Genomic DNA, 20678 nt, shown 5'->3' with positions numbered 1-20678 from the left:
ATGTCTCCTTGAGGGGGGGGGGGATATCGGAATGGACTAAGAGCGAAGAATCCGAACCTGGTCCGGAGCAATCGAGACACCCGCAACAGTGCCACGATATCCTGTTTCACCAGTTATGATCTGGTCTCCAAGGGCAATGTCGTATCGACGTACTGCGCCAAGGAACCTGTCCTGAACAAGATCACCTTGGAAATAATTTACGCTATGATGCGTCCCACCCTCTGCGGCGGAGGGCTCACTGATCACCGGCATAACGGCTTCGGGGCGAACAAGCAGCGTCACGGATGCGCCGACTTGCCAATCCTCTGCGTTACAGACGACTTCGCCAAGCTCGGTCAACACCCGGTTGCGGCACAGCACTTTGCCCGGCCACAGATTGGCCTTGCCGACAAAGGCGGCGACTGTTTTATCAACTGGATTGTCGTAAAGATCACGCGGCGCGGCAAGCTGAAGCAAACTGCCTTCATGAATGACGGCGACCCTGTCTGCCATGGACAAGGCTTCTTCCTGATCGTGGGTAACAAGGATCGCGGCGATGTTGGCCGTGCGCTGGATATGGGTAATCAGATCACGCATCTCGCCACGCAAAGAAGCATCAAGCGCTGACAACGGTTCATCAAGCAAAAGCGCCTTTGGCTGATAGACAAGCGCACGTGCAAGCGCAACACGCTGCTGCTGCCCTCCAGAAAGGGTCGCGGGCATGCGATCAACGGCATGAGCCAGACCGACCTCCTGCAAGGCTTTGCGTGCGCGCTCAATTCGTTCATCGCGTGCAACACGGCGAAGCTGAAGCGGGTAGGCTATGTTTTCAAGCACCGTCATATGCGGGAACAGGGCGTAGGATTGAAACACAATGCCAAGATCACGATGCCGTGCAGCAACACCTTTCATATCCCGACCGCTGATCTCGATGCGTCCCTGCTGCGGGTCCATAAATCCGGCGAGAAGCTTCAAAAGAGTACTCTTCCCGGAACCGGAGGGACCGATCACCGCCAACAGTTCTCCGGTTTTGACATCAAAATTGATATCAGTAAGACCGCCTTTGCCATCCGCATAACGATAGGTGACATTTTCAAAACGGATGGTCATGGGCGTGCCTTTTGACGAAAATGTGAGAAATGCGCCCCGGCAGCACTGGCACATGCCGCCATCAAGGCAAGAAAGATCAAAACCACCGTGGCCGCACAAGCCAACCCGGTCGCACCATAGAATGCCTGCAACAGGACAACCGGATAGGTTCGCGAAAGAAAGCCCGCCACAAGGTTGGAAATCTGGAATTCACCAATGGAAATCGCTGTAACCATCATCAGACCGGACAAGAGGCTGTAGCGGAGTGAGGGAATAACGATATCGCGAAAACGCTGCCAGAAACCTGCACCAAGCGTTTCGGCGACCTTTTCCATTCCAGCAATACCAAGCCGATCCATATCCCCAAGGAGTGTTCCCACCAGATATGGCAGCGTCAACACCACATGCGCACAGACCAGAAGCCAGGTCGCACCGAGCCAAGGGGTATAATTGCTTGAAAATACGATAATAAATCCAAAGCCCAAGACAAGCTCAGGTACGGCAACGGGCAATAGGGTGAAAATACGCGCGGCCAGTCGAACGCCACGGTTAGCTGCCGAAAACACAGCGTAAGCAAACGGCACCCCAAGCAGAACGTTGATAACACATGTAGCAACAACGACCTGCAAACTGGTCAGAAAGGCACGCTGAAAACTGGAATCCCCGGCGACCTCAAGGTACCAATCGAATGTCATACCGCTGGGCAGCAGGCTGTTGGTCCAGCTCGTGCCGAATGACCCTACCACCAACAGAAGAATCGGTGTCACCAGATACAAACAATATAAAAAAGTCACCAGACCCATAAAAAATTCCAGAGTGGCAAGACTAGAAGGGAAACGATATCGCGGCAAAAAAAATGGCCCACCGAACATCGTCCGAGGGCCAAGCTATGCGAGTCTGAAAATTTACACAAATGTAAGTTTAATGACATTTGCGAACACAAAAATCGTCGCGCCTGTCAATTCACACCCAGCCCCAAAAATGCACTGGCGATCTTTGACAAAACAGCATCGACATCCTCGCAACGCACGACGCCGGGCACAACAGGCGCACTGGGCAGAGCGAAAACAGGACGATCATAATGCAGTCCATAAGCCATTTCCGTGATCGTGCCATATCCACCGCCCACAGCAATCAAAAGCCGTGCGGACCTTGCAATAATGGAATTACGCGTCGGACCAATACCGGTTGCCAACGGGATTGTGACATATGGATTTGCCGTCTCGAACTCATCACCGGGCAACAGACCAAGAACCATCCCCCCCGCCTCATAAGCCCCGCGTGACGCGGCTTCCATAACACCAGTGCGCCCGCCAGTCAGCAGGGTATAGCCAATTTCAGCCACCCCCTTCCCCAGCGCTTCGGCATCCGCGCACTCAGCGTCACTAGCAATCTTCGCGCCAATGACTGCAACCGGAACCTGACGCACTTTTTGATTCTGAAACAACCAGCGCACAGCCTCTTGTGGGGTAACCGCCTGTAAGTTCACATCGGATATCGCAACCGAACCGGCGACCTCATCGTCCCGAGCTTCCCAGCAAAGTGCCCAAGGATCAAATACTTTGCCCGCACAGCGCAGGACAGAGTTTCCCATATCAATATGCAATTGCATGTTGCAATATCCTTTTTCCATCGCAATAAACTGGCCCGTTATGTAAACTAATTTACAATTCGAAACCAGAAAAGATTACAAGGCAGAAGAATGACATCGCCGACGACGCACGATACTCCAGTCGATCTGAGCCCCAGACAAAATGAAATCCTTCACATCATCCGCGATCAGGGATTTGCAACTCTTGAAGCTTTGGCCGACATTTTTGACGTGTCGACACAAACCATTCGTCGCGATGTCATCGACCTCAGCAAACACGGATTTTTGCAACGTTTTCATGGCGGCGCAGGCCTGCCCAACAGCATGGTCCGTCTGGGACATGAACAGAAAAACCGCCTTTCGCCAGAAGCCAAACAACGTATCGGAGAGCGCGCAGCACGCATGATCCCGAACGGGGCATCTGTATTTCTTGATGTCGGCACCACGGTCGAAGCCCTTGCTCGCGCCCTTGGTAAACATCGTAACCTGCGACTGGTGACCAACAGCTTGCTGTGCGCTTCAATCGCCTCGGCGCAATCGCATCAGGAGATTCACGTTATCGGTGGCCTTATATATGGCAGCGACGGATCCTTGGTCAGCAACGACGCCCCCGCAGCCATTCGACGCTTTGCCTTTGATTACTGCGTGATCGGGTGTTCGGGCTTTGATAAAAATGGCACACCGCTCGATCATGACAGGCAAAAGGTCGCGATCAAGAATGCAGCGATCCGCTCGTCACGGCACAGCATCCTGATTGCGGATCAATCGAAATTCCAAGCCCATCCCTTCATGCGAATTGCCGAAACCACGGATTTCAGTGATTTCGTTACCGACATGATCCCACCACCCCACATCAATGATGCCTTTGAACAGGCAGGGGTCTGCATCACCGTCGTCTGATAGAGAGTGACACCAACACTTCGTAATGCAAGGACATGGCTGTTGCGCAGCAATGCTCCTATGCAACATAGCGCAAATATGCGATTTTAATCGGCACAGGCAGCAGGCTGTGATAGAAGCCGCAACACAAGATTTCCCGCAGACGAGAAAATAGAAAAGACCCGCAAGTGATGAGTAATCAATCGCGCCGTTCCGAATTGCTGATGCCCGCTGGCTCGCTCGAAAAACTGAAAGTCGCCGTCCTTTATGGGGCTGACGCGGTTTACATGGGCACGCCGGACCTCTCACTTCGGGTCAAAAGCCAGATGTCGCTTGATGATGTGGTCGAAGGGATCGACTTTGCCCATGAACATGGCGTTCGCGTTTACCTGACGCTGAACCTGTTCTCGCATAACAAGGATATCGACAAGCTGCCGGAATATGTCGACACCGTGCGCAAGGTCCGCCCCGACGGGCTGATCGTTGCCGATCCCGGTGTTTTCATGTTTGTCTGTGAACATGCACCGGAACTTGACCTGCATGTTTCGACACAGGCCAATGTCTGTTCTTGGCAATCGGTCAAATTCTGGCAAAGCATCGGCGCCAAACTGGTCGTTCTGGGCCGCGAGGTTTCCTACGAGGAACTGACCGAAATCCGCGCCAAATGCCAGGACATCAAGATCGAGGCCTTCGTGCATGGCTCGATGTGCATGACCTATTCCGGGCGTTGCCTGTTGTCGAACTTCATGGCCGAACGCGGCGCCAATCAGGGGGCATGTGCCAATTCGTGCCGCTGGAAATACAAAGTCCACATGAAGCTCAAGGACGGCACGGTCAAGGAACTCAAACTGACCGAAGAAAACCTCGAAATGTTTGACTTCTTCCTTGAAGAAGACATGCGTCCGGGCGAACTGATGGAAATTCAGGAAGACGAACGCGGCTCCTACATCCTCAATTCGCGCGATCTTTGCATCATGCCGAAGCTCGAAGATTACCTGAAAATCGGTGTCGATAGCCTCAAGGTCGAAGGCCGCGGCAAAAGCCCCTATTACGCGGGGCTGGTTGCACGTGCGTATCGGATGGCCATTGATGACTGGTACAAGGACCCGGAAAACTGGTCTGCCGAAGAATATATGAAGGAACTGGCGACCATCCCGAACCGTGGCTATACGTTGGCATTCCATGATGGCCGTCTGACCAATTATGCACATGGCTATGACAGTAATACCAATGTGTCCGATTGGGAATTTGCCGGGATGATTGAAGAAGTCGAAGACGACGCCTTCATCATGTCGGTCAAAAACCGCATGCTGCCCGGCGATGTGATCGAAATCGTCCCGCCGCGCTCGCGCCAGACCATTTTCATCCGCATGTATGAATTCATTGATGCTGCCACCGGCAAGGTCGGCGAAGCGGTGCATGCCAACACCCATCCGCGCATCCGCCTGCCGTTCTCCCTGTTTGAACAGGAAGACCCTGAATTCCTGAAGCGCGAAATCCTGCCGATGACCATCGTGCGCAAGGAAAAGGCCCTGTCCGAAGACGAATGGCAACGCCTGAAACTTGATCAGGAAGGCCACAAGATCGAAATGGGCAAAGGCAATGAAGAACGCTATGACGCCAAACGCGAAGCGCTTCAGAGCGCCCTTGATGACCGCCAGAAAGAACGCTCTTTCAGAACGCCCCGCATCGGCACCAAGGGATGCTGCGGCCGTGGCTGTAATGGCTGCCTGATCTTCTGGCACGATGAAAGCTACGCCAAGGCGCGTGAAATTCTTGCCAAACGCAAACAGGGCGAGATGCTCGAAAAAGACGGCAAAACGATTGCGGCTGAATAAGCTCGCGCCAAGCCCGAAGACAGAAACGGCAGTCAGATCAGGCTGCCGTTTTCTTTTGGCTACCTGATTGCCTTTTCGGCCTGTTGCTCAAGCTTGTCGATCCGGCGCAAGCCCAGCCAGCCCAAGGCAAGAAACATAACAAGCAGGATCGGACTGAGTAGCGTCAGATTGCGTTCCAGAAGTTCCGACATCCCCTCGCCCAAGACGTATCCAAGCGCAAAGAACGCTCCGATCCAGATCAGGATCGAGATGATGCTCAGAGGCAGGAACCGCATAAATGCCATGGAACTCATGCCGACCGGAAACACACTGATCGAGCGGACGGTGTTGGGATAGCGACACAGCATGATATAGGCGACACCATAATGCTCGAACAGGCACATGGTTTTGCCCAGCCACTTTGAAAACGAGTCAGGAAGTTTTCTGACAATCGCATCGCCATATTTCCGGCCCAGCCAAAAGCGCACCATGTCTCCGACAAATGCGCCGGAAATCATCGCAGCCATGGATGGCCCGATCAGAAGGCTTTCGGATACGACAAAGATGCCGACAAAAACCGGCAGGATGCTGGCCTTGCTGACGCAATAGGTAAAGATCAGCGTATAGACCAGTTGCTGATGATCCTGAATCCAAAGATTTATTGTCTCGAACACGTCCGCACTCGCCTGCCTGCCCCAAAGATAAGAAGGCTTCTAGATCAGTCAGGTCATATAAGCGAGTGTGCGGCTTCACACTGCGGACGCGATCACACCATCTCAAACCGGATAGGCTGGGCACCTTCCCAAAGCGTCATCTTGCCGAGCTTATCAAGGTCCTCAAGATTGCTGGTGACCGTGATGAAATGGTTTCCGGCAAGCTGGCCGACCTTGGATGCGAAATGCACACCGCCATAGGCCAGCAGGATTTCGGTTTCGCTGATCCCGCCGGGATAGAGGATGATCTGGCCCGGAGCCGGAAAACTGGTATGGTTTTCGTAACCGACACCAAACTGATAATCGCCAAGCGGCATCCACACGCCCTCGCCGCTCCATCGGACATGGACGGCTTTGCTTTCAAACGGCATGCGATCCATGAAAGCCTTGCAGGTTTGCGGCGCCTTGTCGGTTTCAAGCACCCCGTCAAAGGTAAAAGGGCCAGCGGTGATTTTAATCTTGGTCATGATAAATCCATTCAAACAAATAGCATGATCCAGCCCCACGCAAACGCAAGACTGATCAGGGTAACCGGGATGCCGATGCGGGCATAATCGCCAAAGCCGATGGTAATACCGGCGGCACGGGCCTGTTCGACCGCGATGATATTGGCAACCGAACCGACAATTAAAAAGTTGCCCGACAATGTGCTGAAAACCGCAAGCCCATGCAACAGCTCCGGCGTCCAGTCCGGGCCAAGCGACAGCAACATCATGACCAACGGCACATTGCCAATCGTGTTACTGCCCGCAAGCGAAAGGGTTGCCAGCACCGCCGGATTATCAATCCGAAGCCCGGACAAAGCATCACGGAAAAACGCGGCAATCGCATCATCCCCGGCCATTGCCCCTGTAACGATGAACAGCCCGCAAAACAGGGCCAGCAAATGCCAGTCGACCCTGCCCAACACCTGATCAGTGCCAAGCCTTCGGCTGAGCAACAGCACGGCCACAATCAGCAATGACCAAAGCGCGCGGTCCTCGACAAAGATAAAGATCGCAATTACCGCAAGGGTCGCGGCCAATGCCTTGATCAGCATCGGCCGGTCAAGACGGATCGGCGCGCCTTCATCCAATGCCGCACCGTTTGGCACCTGATCAAACGCGGCGCGCGTCATCGGGCCAAAGGCAATCACCCCATAAACAATCAAAAGCCCGATCAGGGCAGGCACACCACACGCCAGAAGAAAGGCTGTGAAATCAAGCTGCCCGAATTCGGCAATCATCAGGTTCTGCGGATTACCGATCAGGGTCGCGGCCGATCCGGCATTGGCCGCACACGCCACGGCAATCACATAGGGACGCGGATCAAGACGGCGCGCCATTACCCCCTGTATCAGGATCGGCGTCACCGCCCAGACGACAACATCATTGGTCATCACCGCCGACAGGCCGCCACAAATTGCAATCACCCCGGCCAGAAGCCCGCGAGGAGTCAAATCAAGATGGGTGATCCGGCTACCGATCCAGTCAAAGAAACCGCTGGCGGCATATTGCGATGACAACACCATCAGGGTCAGCAAAACCGAAAGTGTCGCGAAATCGACCGATGCGAGTGCCGCATCCCCATCAACCGCGCCGCTTAACAAAAGCACCAGCGCCCCGATCAGCGCAATCCCCGTGCGATTGATCGCAAGCCCCGGCCAACGCCCCAGCGCCATGCCGATGTAGACTCCGCCAAATACGGCAACAACCAGCCAGTCCAATCCGTTCCATCCTGTTTAAATTCGGCGCGCAATAGCAGCCTGTTATTTACCGCTACTCTGGTAATCGGACGCGGTCAATCACATCTCGGGCAGGCTGCGGGATATGCACAAATTGCAATGCCCCATGTTGAAATCCGATAAATCACCTTCTTGCCAATCCAAAAACCGGCCTTTCGCGCCATTTTGTGCGAAGCAACATGCTTTGTTCGACGTTTCTGCGGTTGTTCCATGACAAAACGCCATAAAATTTCACTTGCACGTGGAGTTTAACAGGCGTACATCGCGACTTGCCCAAAGTCGCACGTGCCTGTGGTGGTCCTGCTTATGGAACCCTGTAGGACTTACTTAAAGCAACGACGGTGTAGGGCTTTTTTGGTCTCAGGTGGTTGTCCAAATACCACCGACACTGAAGAGGCACACCATCATTGCCCTACGTGCGGACGGGAAACTCCCATCCATAGCGAGGCAAAAAGTTTCGCAAGTTCCGGTAGGCACCGGAGCTTATCAGCCTGACGGTAGTCCGCGTTAATGCGCCTCCACCGCGCCTAAACGCATCAGGTACCGCAAGCTGCCATATCGTGGAATGGGAGAACGCCCCAATGGCAACGCAGCGTATTATCGATTTTCTCGCCCAGAACCGACCGGAAGGTCCGTGCCTGGTCGTCGACCTTGACGTGGTTCAGCGTAACTACGAAACCTTCACCCGTGCCCTGCCGGATTCCCGCATTTTCTATGCGGTCAAGGCAAACCCGGCACCGGAAGTTCTCAGCCTGCTTGCCGATCTTGGTAGCAACTTCGACACTGCATCCGTGCCCGAAATCGAAATGGCAATGGCCGCAGGTGCGAGCCCAGAGCGTATTTCGTTTGGCAACACTATCAAGAAAGAACGCGATATTGCGCGTGCCTACGAAATGGGTGTTCGTCTGTTCGCCGTTGATTGCGTCGAAGAAGTCGAAAAGATTGCCCGTGTTGCGCCGGCTTCGCGTGTGTTCTGCCGCATCCTGACCGATGGCGAAGGTGCCGAATGGCCGCTGTCGCGCAAATTCGGTTGCGCGCCGAGCATGGCGCTTGAAGTACTCGAACATGCCCATCACATGGGTCTGGACGCCTATGGCGTTTCCTTCCATGTCGGATCGCAGCAGTGCAATCTTGATGCTTGGAACATCGCCCTTGCAGAAGCCTCTTCGATTTTCCGCACCCTGGCCGAAAAGGGCATCGGCCTTCGCATGGTCAATATGGGCGGCGGTTTCCCGACCCGTTATCTGCGCGACGTTCCGGCAACCGAAGCGTACGGTGCCGCAATCATTGACGCGCTTCACACCCATTTCGGCAATCACATGCCCGAAACCATCATAGAACCGGGCCGTGGCATGGTTGGCGATGCAGGCGTGATCAAAGCTGAAGTCGTTCTGATTTCGCGCAAACATGCCGATGACGATGTGCGTTGGGTTTACCTTGATATCGGTAAATTCGGCGGCCTCGCCGAAACCATGGACGAGGCAATCCGTTATCCGATCACCACGATCCATGACGGCGGCGATGTTGCACCGTGCGTTCTTGCCGGTCCGACCTGTGATTCGGCCGACGTACTCTACGAAAAGAAACCCTACGACCTGCCGGTTGCACTGACAATCGGTGACGAGGTTCTGATCGAAGCAACCGGTGCCTATACCACCACTTATGCCTCGGTGGCGTTCAACGGTTTCGCACCGCTGACCGCCTATGTGATCTAGGGATCGCATCGATGATCGTGATTGATCGCGAAAACAGCCTTTCGCACGTTGAACGTGAAAAGCTGCTTGATCGCGTCATGGGTCCGGCGCGCTTTCAGAAATCGTCTGAATTGCTGCGTCGTGGCCGCCTTCCGGCTGATGGCCTGGCGTTTGTCGCCTTTGATGGCAAACACATGATCGGAACCGTCCGGTTGTGGAATGTCAAAGCCGGTGACAGCGGATCTTCGCTGTTGCTGGGGCCGCTTGCGGTTGAAAAGGCCTATAACGGCTCGGGCGTTGGTGCGGGTTTGATGTATGCGGCGCTCAATGCTGCACAGTCAGCAGGGCACCAGTCAGCTCTGCTGGTCGGCGACCCGGATTATTACGCGCGCTTCGGCTTCCATGCGGCCCCTGCCAACGGGCTTCTGATGCCCGGACATTTTGATCGCCATCGGTTCCTTGGCATCAATCTTGGCAATGGCGATGCCCTTTCAGGTTCCACGGGCATCCTTCGGGCCACTGGCCAGATGACACATTAAGTTGGCACATTGATAAAACGACCTTAATCTGATTAAAAAGCCCCGCAGCTGATGCTGCGGGGCTTCTCTGTTGCGGGCTTTTCGATCATCAACTAGTGCAGTTGTTGCGCGACAGCCAGCCGATAAAGATACCGTTATGTTCAAGCCGCTGATGGCTGAAACATTCGCCGCCGGGATAGGCCCCGCTTGCCGGAGTAAAGCGCACGGTTCCCTCGCCTGGCAGACGGTTGGTATTGGCCTCGACCAGTTCGGTATGAACCTCGCCAAGTCCATCTGCTGGCGCAAGACAGTCATAGCGCCCGCCATTATTATTGATCGTGCGAACGCCGACCATGCCATGGTTCAACGGCCAGGCTTTCAGAACCGATGTCAGATCACCGCTTGATACGGCAAGGCAGGAATTGATTGCTGGCATCAGTTCGTTGATCAAACGTGTCCATTCCGGATTGTCGGGCTTTTCAAGTTCCTCGATATCGACGACCGGGAAATCGCCGGGGGCAAGTGCAAGCCCGGTAATTTCGGCCGAAACCGCACATTTGGTCGAACCACTCGGCCCGGTCCAGATCGCTTCCTGCCCTTTCCCACGAATTGAATATATCTCGTTGGCATATTCGTATCCCGACCCGGTCCGCTTGATGTTCAGAATCAGGGGTTCCCGGCCAAGGAATTCCACGACCGCCTCGTCCTTGCGGCCTTCAAATGTTGCATAGAACCGGCTTTTATCCTCGCAGACAAAGGTCTGGCGTCCGGTAACCGGGGCCATTGCCGCCTCGCCCAGGGCGGCTTCGATCCGGCTTAATGCAACCTTGCTTTGTGCCATCGCACCGCTGACTTCATGTTCATCCGGGGTACCCGGTGTGCCATCGACGGTTTTTGATCCACCGGCAAACCGTCCCATCGCAAAATCAAGATTCAGGGTAAAGTTCAATGTCTCGCCATCGCTGCTGCCGCCAAAATTGATACGCTTGGCATCTTCGGTGAAGCGCAGCAATGTGCCATTACGGTAATAGAATTTGATATCCGAACTGCCATAATCGCCAAGGTCACGATGTTCCTCGACATAGACCGGCTCACCGTCTGTCGTGACATAGGCCTTGAATGTCGTCTTGCTGTCCCCAGCACTATAACTGCCCGGGATCACGCGCAGGTCGGGCAATTGCGCCTTGATGGCCGCTACATCGCGATCAACATCGGAGCTGCCGCCATTCCGTGCGGCGGCGGCGGATTCCGGTCCGGCGCGCTTGACCAGAACCGCGACATCATCGGGCGAATCATTCGTCAGCACGGGATATGCCTGATCATTGCGAAACAGAAGATCGCCATTCTTGGTCTCGATCTTTGCCTCAATCACATAACGATGGCGTGGATCAATCTGTTTGGCGTCATAGGGCAGGATAAATACCATCGGCGGATTGGTCGCCGGATGGGTGACGGATGCAATTTCCATCGACGGCGCATCGGCTTTTGATACATCAAGAAGTCGCACGACAAGGTTCGCACTGTTTGGTGCCAGCGCAATCCTTTCGCGGAAAACGACGGTGCCGGTAACCCGGTCCTGATTGGATTGTAGTCCGGTACAGCCCGTGACCAGGGCCAAAAGCCCGATCATCAATACCGCCTGCAACCTTCCCCAAATCCATGAAGAGAGTTTCATTATGGCCTCAGTTTGCTCGTGTTTTTATCGGGTGTAGTCCCCCACCCCTAATCGTGAACGCAAACAGCAAGAAAACCAAGGCCAAAAAGCGGCAAAATTACTGATTAAAGTTATGTTATTTCATCACGGCACTCAGGCGGCAAAACCGCCTGACACCATGGAACCCAGTACCTGCCTAACCGGCAAAGCGGGTGCAAACCTGCCCCGCCACATCGGTTTCAATCGCCAACAAAGCACCTTCAAGATCGTTGCCATTGCCGTCCAGCCCGACGGATGCTGACGTGATATAAAGCGTTTTAAGATCCGGGCCACCAAAAACACAACTGGTCGGCTGGGTCACCGGCAATTCGACAATACGATCCACCGATCCATCGGGTGCAAACCGGATCAGGCAACTCCCCCCCCAACGCGCGTTCCAGATATAGCCATCCGCATCCATTGCCGATCCATCCATATTCCCGCGTGCGTGCGGACCAAAGAACGGTTTCGGGTTTGAAGGCACACCGGTCGCCATATCGAAATCATAGACATCAAGCGTGTTCCTGATCGTGTCGCCAAAGAACATCTTTGTGCCATCGGCCGACCACAGCAACGTATTGGAAATCCCGATATCAGCAACAAAGCGTTTGATATCGCCATTCGGCTCGACCCGGTTCAAAGTTCCCGTCGAAACCGTCACGGGCAGGTCTTCGCCATTCGGACCAATATTGTTTTGCATGGTCCCGAGCCAGAACCGCCCTGCCGGATCGACACGCGCCTCGTTGGACCGATTGCCGGGGTGATCTGCATCTGGGGCAACAAACGGCGTGGTCTGTCCACTTTCGGCATCCAGAAACGCCAAACCGTCGGCCAAGGCCACCAACAGCCCGCCACTCGTGCGTGGCACGATCGCCGATACTGGCTGATTGAAAGTCCAACTGCGCGATCCGCCATCGCTCGGGCGCAAGGCGAATGCGGTTTTGCCGACAATGTCGACCCAATAAAGGACACCATCCTCAACATCCCAATGCGGTCCTTCGCCCAGCGTACAGCGCAGATTTGGCAGGACCGTTTTAACTTTGGACATAATATCTCCCTGATATTCTGGCGGGTTTTCCCCGTTTTAACCTGTCCCCTTAATGCAAACCAGTCGGCCATCAAGCCACGATCCGGCGCAGGGAAATCGTTATGTCTATTGCTATCGCGAAAGGGAGAAACTGAAAAGTCATTTTGTATGATGATTAACTTAAACCATGGATCGCAATCGCAACTCGGTTGCATTTTCATTTGGTTATTGATAGGCATTCTCATATTCAGTTGCCTGCTTTGCCGGATATAATCCGTCATTTCGCATCGGCACCGACTTCTTGCGAGTTTCCGCCCAATGTTCGATCTGAAAAATGTCTCCTTCCAAAGCGAAGGCAAGAACCCGAAAACGCTGCTTGGCGATATATCGGTGTGCTTCCCGACAGGCGAATTCAGCGCGATTGTCGGACATAACGGATCGGGCAAAAGTACGCTTTTGAAATTGCTCGCCCGCAAAAATAAACCGGCATCCGGCCAGATCACGCTCGATACCCGGATTCTAGATACTCACAGCACGCGCGATTTCGCCCGTAAGGTCGCCTATCTGCCGCAAAGCCCGATTGTCCCGGCCCATCTCAGTGTCCGCGAACTGGTTGCCTTTGGCCGATATCCGTGGCGCGGTGCCTTTGGCCGATATCGCGCGGAAGATCACGAAAAAATCGACCGTGCCATAGAAATGACCCACGTCACCGAATTTGCCGACCGCTTTGTCGCAAGTCTTTCGGGTGGGGAACGCCAACGTGTCTGGCTCGCCATGCTGCTTGCCCAGGATGCCCCAGTTCTGTTGCTTGATGAACCGACATCCGCCCTTGATGTCGGTCATCAACGCGACATCCTGCAACTTGTCGCCAATCTTAAATCCGAAATCGGCCTTACCGTGATTGCCGTTCTGCACGATATCGACATGGTCGGGCGGTTTGCCGATCATATCCTCGCCCTTCGCGGCGGCCGAACGTGCTGGCAGGGCACAGCAGCCGACTTCATGCAGGCCGATACGCTTCGCGATATTTTCCAAACCGAAATAGGTGTGATCCGCTTGCCGGAATCCACTCATTATGTCAGTTACATAGCCTAGGACCCTGACCATGCGAAACCGTCTGATCGCTTCAATTGCCTGTTCCTGCATGATTGCAACCGGCATCCTTGCACCGACCATCGCCCCGACAATCGCATTGGCTGAAACCTATCGCCATGAAATGGGAACGGTAAATTTCGCAACACCCCCGACCCGGATTGCCGTATCGAACTGGTCACTGACGGAAACGGTTCTGGCCCTTGGTCTTGATCCGGTCGCCATCCCGGAGGCCGACGGATATCGCGCATGGGTCGTCGAACCTGCCCTACCCGCTGAATTTGCCGATCTTGGCGAACGCAGATCCCCTAACCTCGAAGTTCTGCGCGATAGTCGCCCCGACGTCATCCTGATCAGTAACGAAGTCGCCATGGCCTATGACAAGCTATCGGCTCTTGCCCCAACCATGGTCTATTCGATCTATAACAGCGATCAGTCCGCCCTTGAAAAGGCCGAGGAGCTCACGCGCAATATCGGTAAACTGACCGGGCGCAGCGACAAGGCCGAGGAAATCATCGCGTCGGCCAATCAACGGGTCGCCGCCGCCGCCGACCGCATCCGCAAGGCCGTTGGTGATGATGCCAAATTCTCGGTCGTACGCATCCTTGATGGTGCCCATTTCCGCATTCACGGCACTACATCGCTTTTCGGATCGACACTGGCGCGGATGGGATTTGCCAATGCATGGACCGGCCCGCTTAATGGCTGGGGCTTCAGCAATGGCGAAATTGGCGATCTTGCCAAACTCGGCCCGGCTCATGTCGCCTATATCGAACCCACCCCCGATCCGGTAAAGGCCAAACTTTTTGCCTCTCCGGTCTGGAAGGCGCTGCCGTTCAACCGGCAAAACACCATCTATGAAGTCCCTGCAAGCTGGACATTTGGCGGGCTTTTGTCGGCAGCACGTTTTGCCGAACAGCTTGCTGATGCCGTGACCAAGACCACCGCACAGGGGTCGTAAACCGATATGATCAGACACCTGTTTCTTCGCCTCTTCGTGATCGCCGGTTTAACCGCACCACTTACGCCCCAAATGGCCCATGCCGATCCGATCACCATTGAACATGAGCGCGGCACCCTGAAGCTTGATGCCCCTGCTAAACGCATTGCCGTGACCAATTGGGCGACAACCGAAACCGTCATTGCACTGGGGTTGGACCCGGTCGCAATTGCCGATCCCGACGATTACCTTGACTGGGTTGCCAAGCCGGACCTTCCCGAGAACTTCACCGATATTGGCCAGCGCGCCGCCCCCAATATGGAAGCTCTGCGCGCGGCCAAGCCCGACCTGATCGTGATCAGCAAGAACCTTGAAATGGCATATGACAGTTTCAATGCCATCGCTCCAACCATCGTATTGTCGGTCTATAACAACAATCGCGATGCCCTGCCCGAGGCGCAAAAACTTCTCGAAACCGTCGCCAAGGCCACCGATCGTCAAGCCGAAGCCAAAGCATGGCTTGACAATGCCGATGTCAAATTCGCTGAATATGGCGATCGTGTCCGGGCCGCCATGCCGCCGGGGCGCGCCCTTGCCATTACCCAGTTCGTCTCCGAAAGTCATATCGGACTTTATGGCAAATCATCTCTGCCCGGCACGGTACTTGCAAAAATGGACCTGCCGCTGGCCTATCAGGGGCCAGTCAATAATTGGGGCTTTGCCAAGGGTGGCGTCGAGATTCTTGGGCCCCGCGCCCAGGATACACTGGTGTATCTGAACCCGGTGCCCGACGTGATCCGAGAAAAAGTCTGGGCATCCCCGGTCTGGAAAATCCTTGATTTCGTTAAGAATGACCGGGTCTATGAATTGCCCGTCGTATGGGCCTATGGCGGCATGCCATCGGCCTTGCGCTTTGCCCGGCTTCTTGCCGAAAGTATGGAAAGCGGCCCGGTTAAATGAGCGGCCAAAAGTCCCGTGAAGCGAACCCTGCAATGACACGCGCCATCAATAGTGACATGAACCGCTTTTTCCATCGCGGCCCGGCGATCCTGTGCCTTGTCCTTGCGATCTGTTCCGTTGCCATCCTGATCAACGACCTTTGGCCGTTCCTGCAAAACGGCGCCGGGATGAATGTGCTGTTTCATCCCGACGAAACCGATTTCGACCAAATCCTGTTTCATTTCAGCACCCTGCCCCGTATCGCGATGGCCTTTATCTGCGGGGCCGGTCTGGCCTTGGCTGGGGCGGCGATCCAGACGGTATTGCGCAACCCCTTGGCATCGCCGACCACCCTTGGGGTTGGTGCCGGTGTTGAATTTGCCCTGACGGTTTTCCTGCTTCTGGCCCCTGCGGCCTTGGCCCCGTTCAAAGAAGCCGCTGCCCTTGCCGGTGGCATGATCGCCCTTGGCGCGGTTTATCTGATTGCATCGCGGCGCGCCAATGCGACACTGTGGCTGATCCTGGCCGGGATGATCATCAATCTGATGCTGCAATCGGGCACGCAGATTTTCCTGCTGTTTAACGAACAATATCTGCAATCGGTCTTCATGTGGGGGGCAGGAGATCTCGCGCAAAATGGCTGGGACTCAACGCAGTTTGTTTTGCCCCGCCTGCTGGTTGGTGTTGCGGTTGTGCTGTTGCTCTCACGCCCGCTTGATCTTCTTGCCCTTGGTGACGACACCGCAAGCTCGCTTGGTGCGCGTGTAACCATCTTGCGACTGCTGATTCTGGGCTTTGCCGTCTTCATTACCGCATCGGTCATTTCGGCCGCCGGATTGATCGGTTTTATCGGTCTGGCGGTTCCAGCCGCCCTGCGCATTGCCGGTCTGACGCGTTCGCGCGATCTGATGATCTATTCGCTGTTGACCGGGGGCTTTGCATTGCTGTGCATCGACTTCCTTGTCCGGCAGATGAATGGGCTTGGCGGTGACATCGTTCCGACAGGTGCGGCCACCGCATTGATCGGAGCCCCCTTCATCATTCTGATCCTGCGCAAGGCACGGATCATGCCCGGCCAGCAAAGCGAGGACCACCACCCCGATCAGCAGATTGTCTCGAAAAATGTGCTGAGCCTGGTACTGGTATTAGGGTTGGTTACAGGCCTCGGCTTATCTTTGTTTGTATCGTTTAACGGCCATGATTTTGTGCTTCTGACCGGCGGTGAAAGCTTCCATGACATCCTCCTCCAGCGTTCCGAACGCACCTTTGCCGCGATCATTTGTGGTGCGGCACTGGCGGTTTCAGGCACGTTAATTCAACGCGTTGGTCGCAATCCTTTGGCCAGCCCTGAAATTACGGGCGTCAGTTCTGCTACGGCACTTGCCATGATCATCGCCCTTGTCTTCTTTGGCTTCGGGCAACGCGCAGATCTGATGTTTGTCGGGGCGGTCGGCGGGATCATTTCGCTGATCATTTTATTACTTTTATGCCGAAAATTCACCCACGCCCCGCATTACCTATTACTCAACGGCCTTGCTTTAACCGCCATTTTGGGTGCCATTGTACGGATTGCTCTGACCCGCAGCGGCACACAGACCTCAATGCTGATTTCCTGGCTGGCCGGCACCACATATTTTACCCGCATGGACGAAGTCCTCATCGTCGCGGGGGTTACTGTGGCCTTGCTGATTGTGGTGATTACGGTCCGTCGTCCGCTTGAACTGGCATCATTTGGCAATGATCAGGCCACCTCGCTAGGCCTTGGCATTTCAGGCTTCCAGTTCTTCATCATGCTGCTTGCTGCCATCCTTGCCGCCAGTGCCACCCTGCTTGTCGGGCCGCTTAGTTTTGTCGGACTGATGGCACCGCATTTGGCGCGTATTGCCGGGTATCGGCTTGCAGGCGGCCATTTGCTTGGTGCGGTTCTGATCGGGGCGAATGTAATGATGGTGGCCGAGTGGATGGCCAGAAACCTGCTTTATCCGCAACAACTGCCAACCGGCCTGATCGCGGCACTGATCGGGACGGCCTATTTCCTGTTTCTGGCAATCCGAAAACGCTAGGGCTTTGGCCAGTTCTCAGCCATCGCATAAGCCTTTTCAAGGCTATCAGCATGTTTAATCGGAAATGGCAGCATCTTTGCAAAGTTACTGCTCTCCAATTCTTCGGCATGACCTTCGTGGTCGTGGTCATCGACCCGGATCACGCCAAACAGAAACGCCGATAACCTGCCACGATTTTGCTTGAACCAAAGGGCGGCCTGTTTGCGGGTTTCGTGATCCTGATCAGTATGGCCCTGAACCGTCATGATCAGAAGCACCGGTTGTGTTCGGACCGAAAGCGCATGAAGGGCGGTGATATAGGCAGCCCCGTCCGCTTCGCTTTGGGCATCTTTCATTTCAAACAGGACAATCCCGTGACGCGGTTCCGAACTTGTAAACATTCCGTCTCCTGAACACCGAAACACCCGGCGGGACGCCCCGCCGGGTTGCTATGCTGCTATATACCGCCAGATCAGAATTCCCGACGGAATCCGATCAGGATCGTCCGGCCAAGTCCGGCAATGGAATATCCGCGAAGGGCGGTTGCTGCCGGGTTTTCATAGCTGGTATCAAGAATATTCTCGATGCCAAGCCGCGCCGTTCCGCCCATCACCGGGTAATTGGCCGACAGGTTGAAAACCAGACTTGGTTTGATTGTCTCGTCTTTGATACGGTTACGTTGGGCGGTATATGTGCCATCAAACCGAACATTCAGATCATCCCAGACATAACTGTCGACATAGCCCGTGAACCGGAAGGGCGATGGAATGCGGTTGTTGGGCAGCCAGCTTTCCAGATCGCCGTCTTTATCTTTGTCATATTTTCCTTCAACATAAGACGCCAAAGCCCCGACATAGGTATTTTCGGTCAGATCATATTCTGCACTCAGCTCCGCACCGATGATGCGTTCTTTTTCCTGACTGAGCGCATTGGTCGCAGGGTCAAAATTGTTACCGTGTTCGTTGGTACTCATATATACTGCCCCAGACGTCCGGAAATTACGCGTGTCATAACTTGCGGCAAGTTCATATGTCTTGACCTTGGATGCTTCGACATCGATCTGCGAGAAATTCAGTGGTACCCCTTGGGTCCCGGCACGACGGGTGTAGGCACCAACATCGGGAACGGCAAAACCTTCGCTATAGCTCAGTGATGTATCAAACTGATCGGTCCAGTGAACCACCGCAGATGCGTTATAGGTAACGGCATCATAGGTCGTGCTGCCGCCGGTAAATTGCGCTGCAGGGAAATAGGCACTCGCGACGCCACCGACATAGCGCATATAGTTAGGCCGCAGGAAATCATCGACCGTCAGATCATATGTCTCATAACGAACGCCGCCAGAAACATCGACAAAACGCGTGATCGGCGCACTTAATTGGGCAAAAACCGCCTTGCCGTCCTGATCCATTGGTGCGCCGATGTCGCGTCCACTAACGGTGCGATACTTGATCTCATCAAATGTCAGATCCCCGCCCCAGCTAAGTGTCAGTCCGTCATACAAATCGTCAATTCCGGTATCGGTTGAAAGTTTGACCCCATATTTCTGCGCATCAATAACCGACTGTCCCAGCGGATCCTCAACCGCGGGGCTGCCCGGTAATGCGACCAGTGCAAAATTATAGGTCGCATCATACTGTGCCCGCGACGCCTGCTTGTAGGTGTCATTGTAAAACAGTTTAAGATCGCCACGGCCCAAAGCCCCCAGATCAAACTCGTATCCAGCAGTCAAATATTCGCTTTCTTCCTCAAGCGGCTGCCCGTCATATGGGGCCAAAAAATTCACTGCCGCAGGATTGGCCCGCACGTCGGGATAGTAATCCGGCTTCTGACTGAACCGGACGATTTCGGTCGAAAGCGAAACCCGGTGTCCTTCAAGAAAACCATAGCCGAGCTTGCCAAACAGGTTCAGATTCTCGGCATTGTCAAAACTACCCTGCCCCATCATCGGGTCGGACGGCATTTGTTTCCCATAGCCGCTATACTGGTTTTCGGATGTTGATCCGGTAACACTTGCAGCATAGTCGAATTTCCCCACGCCACCGCTGCCGGAAAGAGTAAGCGACGGCGCAAGGCTGTCACCGATATCCTGAGTGAATGCTTTTACATGGGTATCGACAACAAAGATGTTCTCCCCCGGTGTCCCGGTCTTGGTTACGATATTGACCGTCGCCCCGGTTGCACCCTCTCCGTTCAGGGCGCTTGAACCCGGAATAACTTCGATGCTTTCGATCAGTTCCGGATCAATCATTGACAGAATGCGGCTGGAATTACGTAGCGGCGTATTGCGACCAATCCCGTCAACAAGCACCTGTATGTCGCGCCCTCGGAAAGTTTCCGTGCTGCTGGTCAGGGTTTGCGCATCGAACATAAAGCCGGGAACAGCATCCCGCAAAAGGGTCGAAAGACTGTTGGACTTTGCGAGCTGCGCCTCAATCTGGTCGCGGCCAATTAGCGCCACTGAGGGAGACATGCTTTTTATTGAGCGTTTCGAACGACTTGCCGAAACCACAATATCCTGCAGGATGATCTCGCCACTATCCGACTTTGCCGCCGGAATGATTTTTACGCTGTCAGCCCCGATAAACTCAAAATCATACCCGCTACCTTCCAGCAGGGTTCGCAATGCTTCCGTCGCGGTTACATCCCCTGCAAACGGCGTTGCAACCACCCCTGCAAGATCGCCCTGTACAATCAGCTGCAAACCAAACTCGGTCGCCAGTTGATCAAGTGCCGCGCGGAGATCTTGCGTTTCAATGCGGATTGTATGGACCGTATTAGCGTCCTGTGCCTGCACCATTCCGGTACTGCAGATCATCAGGACAGACACAAGTGCGCTTGTTCCAAGCAGGCGCATCATCGCGCTTCGTTCGTGTTTCAAGATCATTCCCCCATATCCGAAAGATAATAATGCAAATCACTATTACCCTCATGACGAATGG

At 54.6% G+C, this 20678-nt stretch carries 18 protein-coding genes; 8 read left to right on the top strand and 10 right to left on the bottom strand.

Annotation, left to right across the window (positions count from 1 at the left end):
* Nucleotides 1–36 precede the first annotated feature (36 nt).
* From ABIE64_RS21045 to ABIE64_RS21035, 3 genes are all read right to left on the bottom strand, one after another.
* Complete coding sequence (locus ABIE64_RS21045) at nt 37–1089, bottom strand: ABC transporter ATP-binding protein (protein WP_354378524.1); 1053 nt, start codon at nt 1087–1089, stop codon at nt 37–39.
* A complete protein-coding gene (locus ABIE64_RS21040) occupies nt 1086–1871 on the bottom strand; it encodes an ABC transporter permease (RefSeq protein WP_354378523.1) in 786 nt (261 codons plus the stop codon). The genes ABIE64_RS21045 and ABIE64_RS21040 overlap by 4 nt, the downstream gene beginning before the upstream one ends.
* Before the next feature lie 155 nt (nt 1872–2026).
* Entirely contained in the window at nt 2027–2680 is a 654-nt protein-coding gene (locus tag ABIE64_RS21035) for a TIGR00725 family protein (RefSeq protein WP_354378522.1), read from the bottom strand.
* A gap of 90 nt (nt 2681–2770) precedes the next feature.
* Between ABIE64_RS21035 and ABIE64_RS21030 the strand changes: the two genes are divergently transcribed.
* Nucleotides 2771–3559, top strand: a complete 789-nt coding sequence (locus tag ABIE64_RS21030; RefSeq protein WP_354378521.1) for a DeoR/GlpR family DNA-binding transcription regulator — start codon at nt 2771–2773, stop codon at nt 3557–3559.
* 170 nt (nt 3560–3729) lie between these two features.
* Entirely contained in the window at nt 3730–5376 is a 1647-nt protein-coding gene (locus ABIE64_RS21025) for a U32 family peptidase (protein ID WP_354378520.1), read from the top strand.
* Between the two features lie 59 nt (nt 5377–5435).
* Here ABIE64_RS21025 and ABIE64_RS21020 read toward each other — a convergent pair whose 3' ends face one another.
* From ABIE64_RS21020 to ABIE64_RS21010, 3 genes are all read right to left on the bottom strand, one after another.
* Entirely contained in the window at nt 5436–6029 is a 594-nt protein-coding gene (locus tag ABIE64_RS21020) for a DedA family protein (RefSeq protein ID WP_071240586.1), read from the bottom strand.
* A gap of 92 nt (nt 6030–6121) precedes the next feature.
* Complete coding sequence (locus tag ABIE64_RS21015; RefSeq protein ID WP_071240587.1) at nt 6122–6535, bottom strand: DUF3830 family protein; 414 nt, start codon at nt 6533–6535, stop codon at nt 6122–6124.
* Between the two features lie 11 nt (nt 6536–6546).
* On the bottom strand, nt 6547–7773 hold the full coding sequence (locus ABIE64_RS21010) for an SLC13 family permease (RefSeq protein WP_071240588.1): 1227 nt from the start codon (nt 7771–7773) through the stop codon (nt 6547–6549).
* Nucleotides 7774–8372: 599 nt separating this feature from the next.
* Between ABIE64_RS21010 and ABIE64_RS21005 the strand changes: the two genes are divergently transcribed.
* Both ABIE64_RS21005 and ABIE64_RS21000 read left to right on the top strand, forming a co-directional pair.
* Complete coding sequence (locus ABIE64_RS21005; RefSeq protein ID WP_071240589.1) at nt 8373–9506, top strand: type III PLP-dependent enzyme; 1134 nt, start codon at nt 8373–8375, stop codon at nt 9504–9506.
* Between the two features lie 11 nt (nt 9507–9517).
* On the top strand, nt 9518–10024 hold the full coding sequence (locus tag ABIE64_RS21000; protein WP_354378519.1) for a GNAT family N-acetyltransferase: 507 nt from the start codon (nt 9518–9520) through the stop codon (nt 10022–10024).
* Between the two features lie 88 nt (nt 10025–10112).
* Here ABIE64_RS21000 and ABIE64_RS20995 read toward each other — a convergent pair whose 3' ends face one another.
* Entirely contained in the window at nt 10113–11678 is a 1566-nt protein-coding gene (locus ABIE64_RS20995; protein ID WP_354378518.1) for a YbaY family lipoprotein, read from the bottom strand.
* Nucleotides 11679–11853: 175 nt separating this feature from the next.
* Entirely contained in the window at nt 11854–12744 is an 891-nt protein-coding gene (locus ABIE64_RS20990) for an SMP-30/gluconolactonase/LRE family protein (protein WP_354378517.1), read from the bottom strand.
* 297 nt (nt 12745–13041) lie between these two features.
* Between ABIE64_RS20990 and ABIE64_RS20985 the strand changes: the two genes are divergently transcribed.
* Genes ABIE64_RS20985 through fhuB form a run of 4 tightly spaced genes read left to right on the top strand, consistent with a single transcriptional unit; the run spans nt 13042 to nt 17757 of the window.
* On the top strand, nt 13042–13818 hold the full coding sequence (locus ABIE64_RS20985; protein WP_354378515.1) for an ABC transporter ATP-binding protein: 777 nt from the start codon (nt 13042–13044) through the stop codon (nt 13816–13818).
* Between the two features lie 10 nt (nt 13819–13828).
* Nucleotides 13829–14776, top strand: a complete 948-nt coding sequence (locus tag ABIE64_RS20980; protein WP_354378514.1) for an iron-siderophore ABC transporter substrate-binding protein — start codon at nt 13829–13831, stop codon at nt 14774–14776.
* 6 nt (nt 14777–14782) lie between these two features.
* Nucleotides 14783–15715: an ABC transporter substrate-binding protein gene (locus tag ABIE64_RS20975; RefSeq protein ID WP_354378513.1), complete on the top strand. Its 933-nt coding sequence runs from the start codon at nt 14783–14785 to the stop codon at nt 15713–15715.
* 32 nt (nt 15716–15747) lie between these two features.
* Nucleotides 15748–17757: a Fe(3+)-hydroxamate ABC transporter permease FhuB gene (gene fhuB / locus ABIE64_RS20970; protein WP_354378512.1), complete on the top strand. Its 2010-nt coding sequence runs from the start codon at nt 15748–15750 to the stop codon at nt 17755–17757.
* Here fhuB and ABIE64_RS20965 read toward each other — a convergent pair.
* Entirely contained in the window at nt 17754–18137 is a 384-nt protein-coding gene (locus tag ABIE64_RS20965) for a hypothetical protein (RefSeq protein WP_007091567.1), read from the bottom strand. The two genes, fhuB and ABIE64_RS20965, sit on opposite strands and share 4 nt — an antisense overlap.
* A gap of 71 nt (nt 18138–18208) precedes the next feature.
* Nucleotides 18209–20623, bottom strand: coding sequence for a TonB-dependent receptor (locus ABIE64_RS20960; protein WP_354378511.1), 2415 nt, complete (start codon nt 20621–20623; stop codon nt 18209–18211).
* Nucleotides 20624–20678: the final 55 nt, after the last annotated feature.

It is taken from the genome of Thalassospira sp. MBR-102 (assembly GCF_040549275.1).
Classification (GTDB): Bacteria; Pseudomonadota; Alphaproteobacteria; order Rhodospirillales; family Thalassospiraceae; genus Thalassospira; species Thalassospira xiamenensis.
The sequence above is the reverse complement of the archived record's forward strand: the minus strand, read 5'-3'. Positions and strand labels throughout refer to the sequence as shown.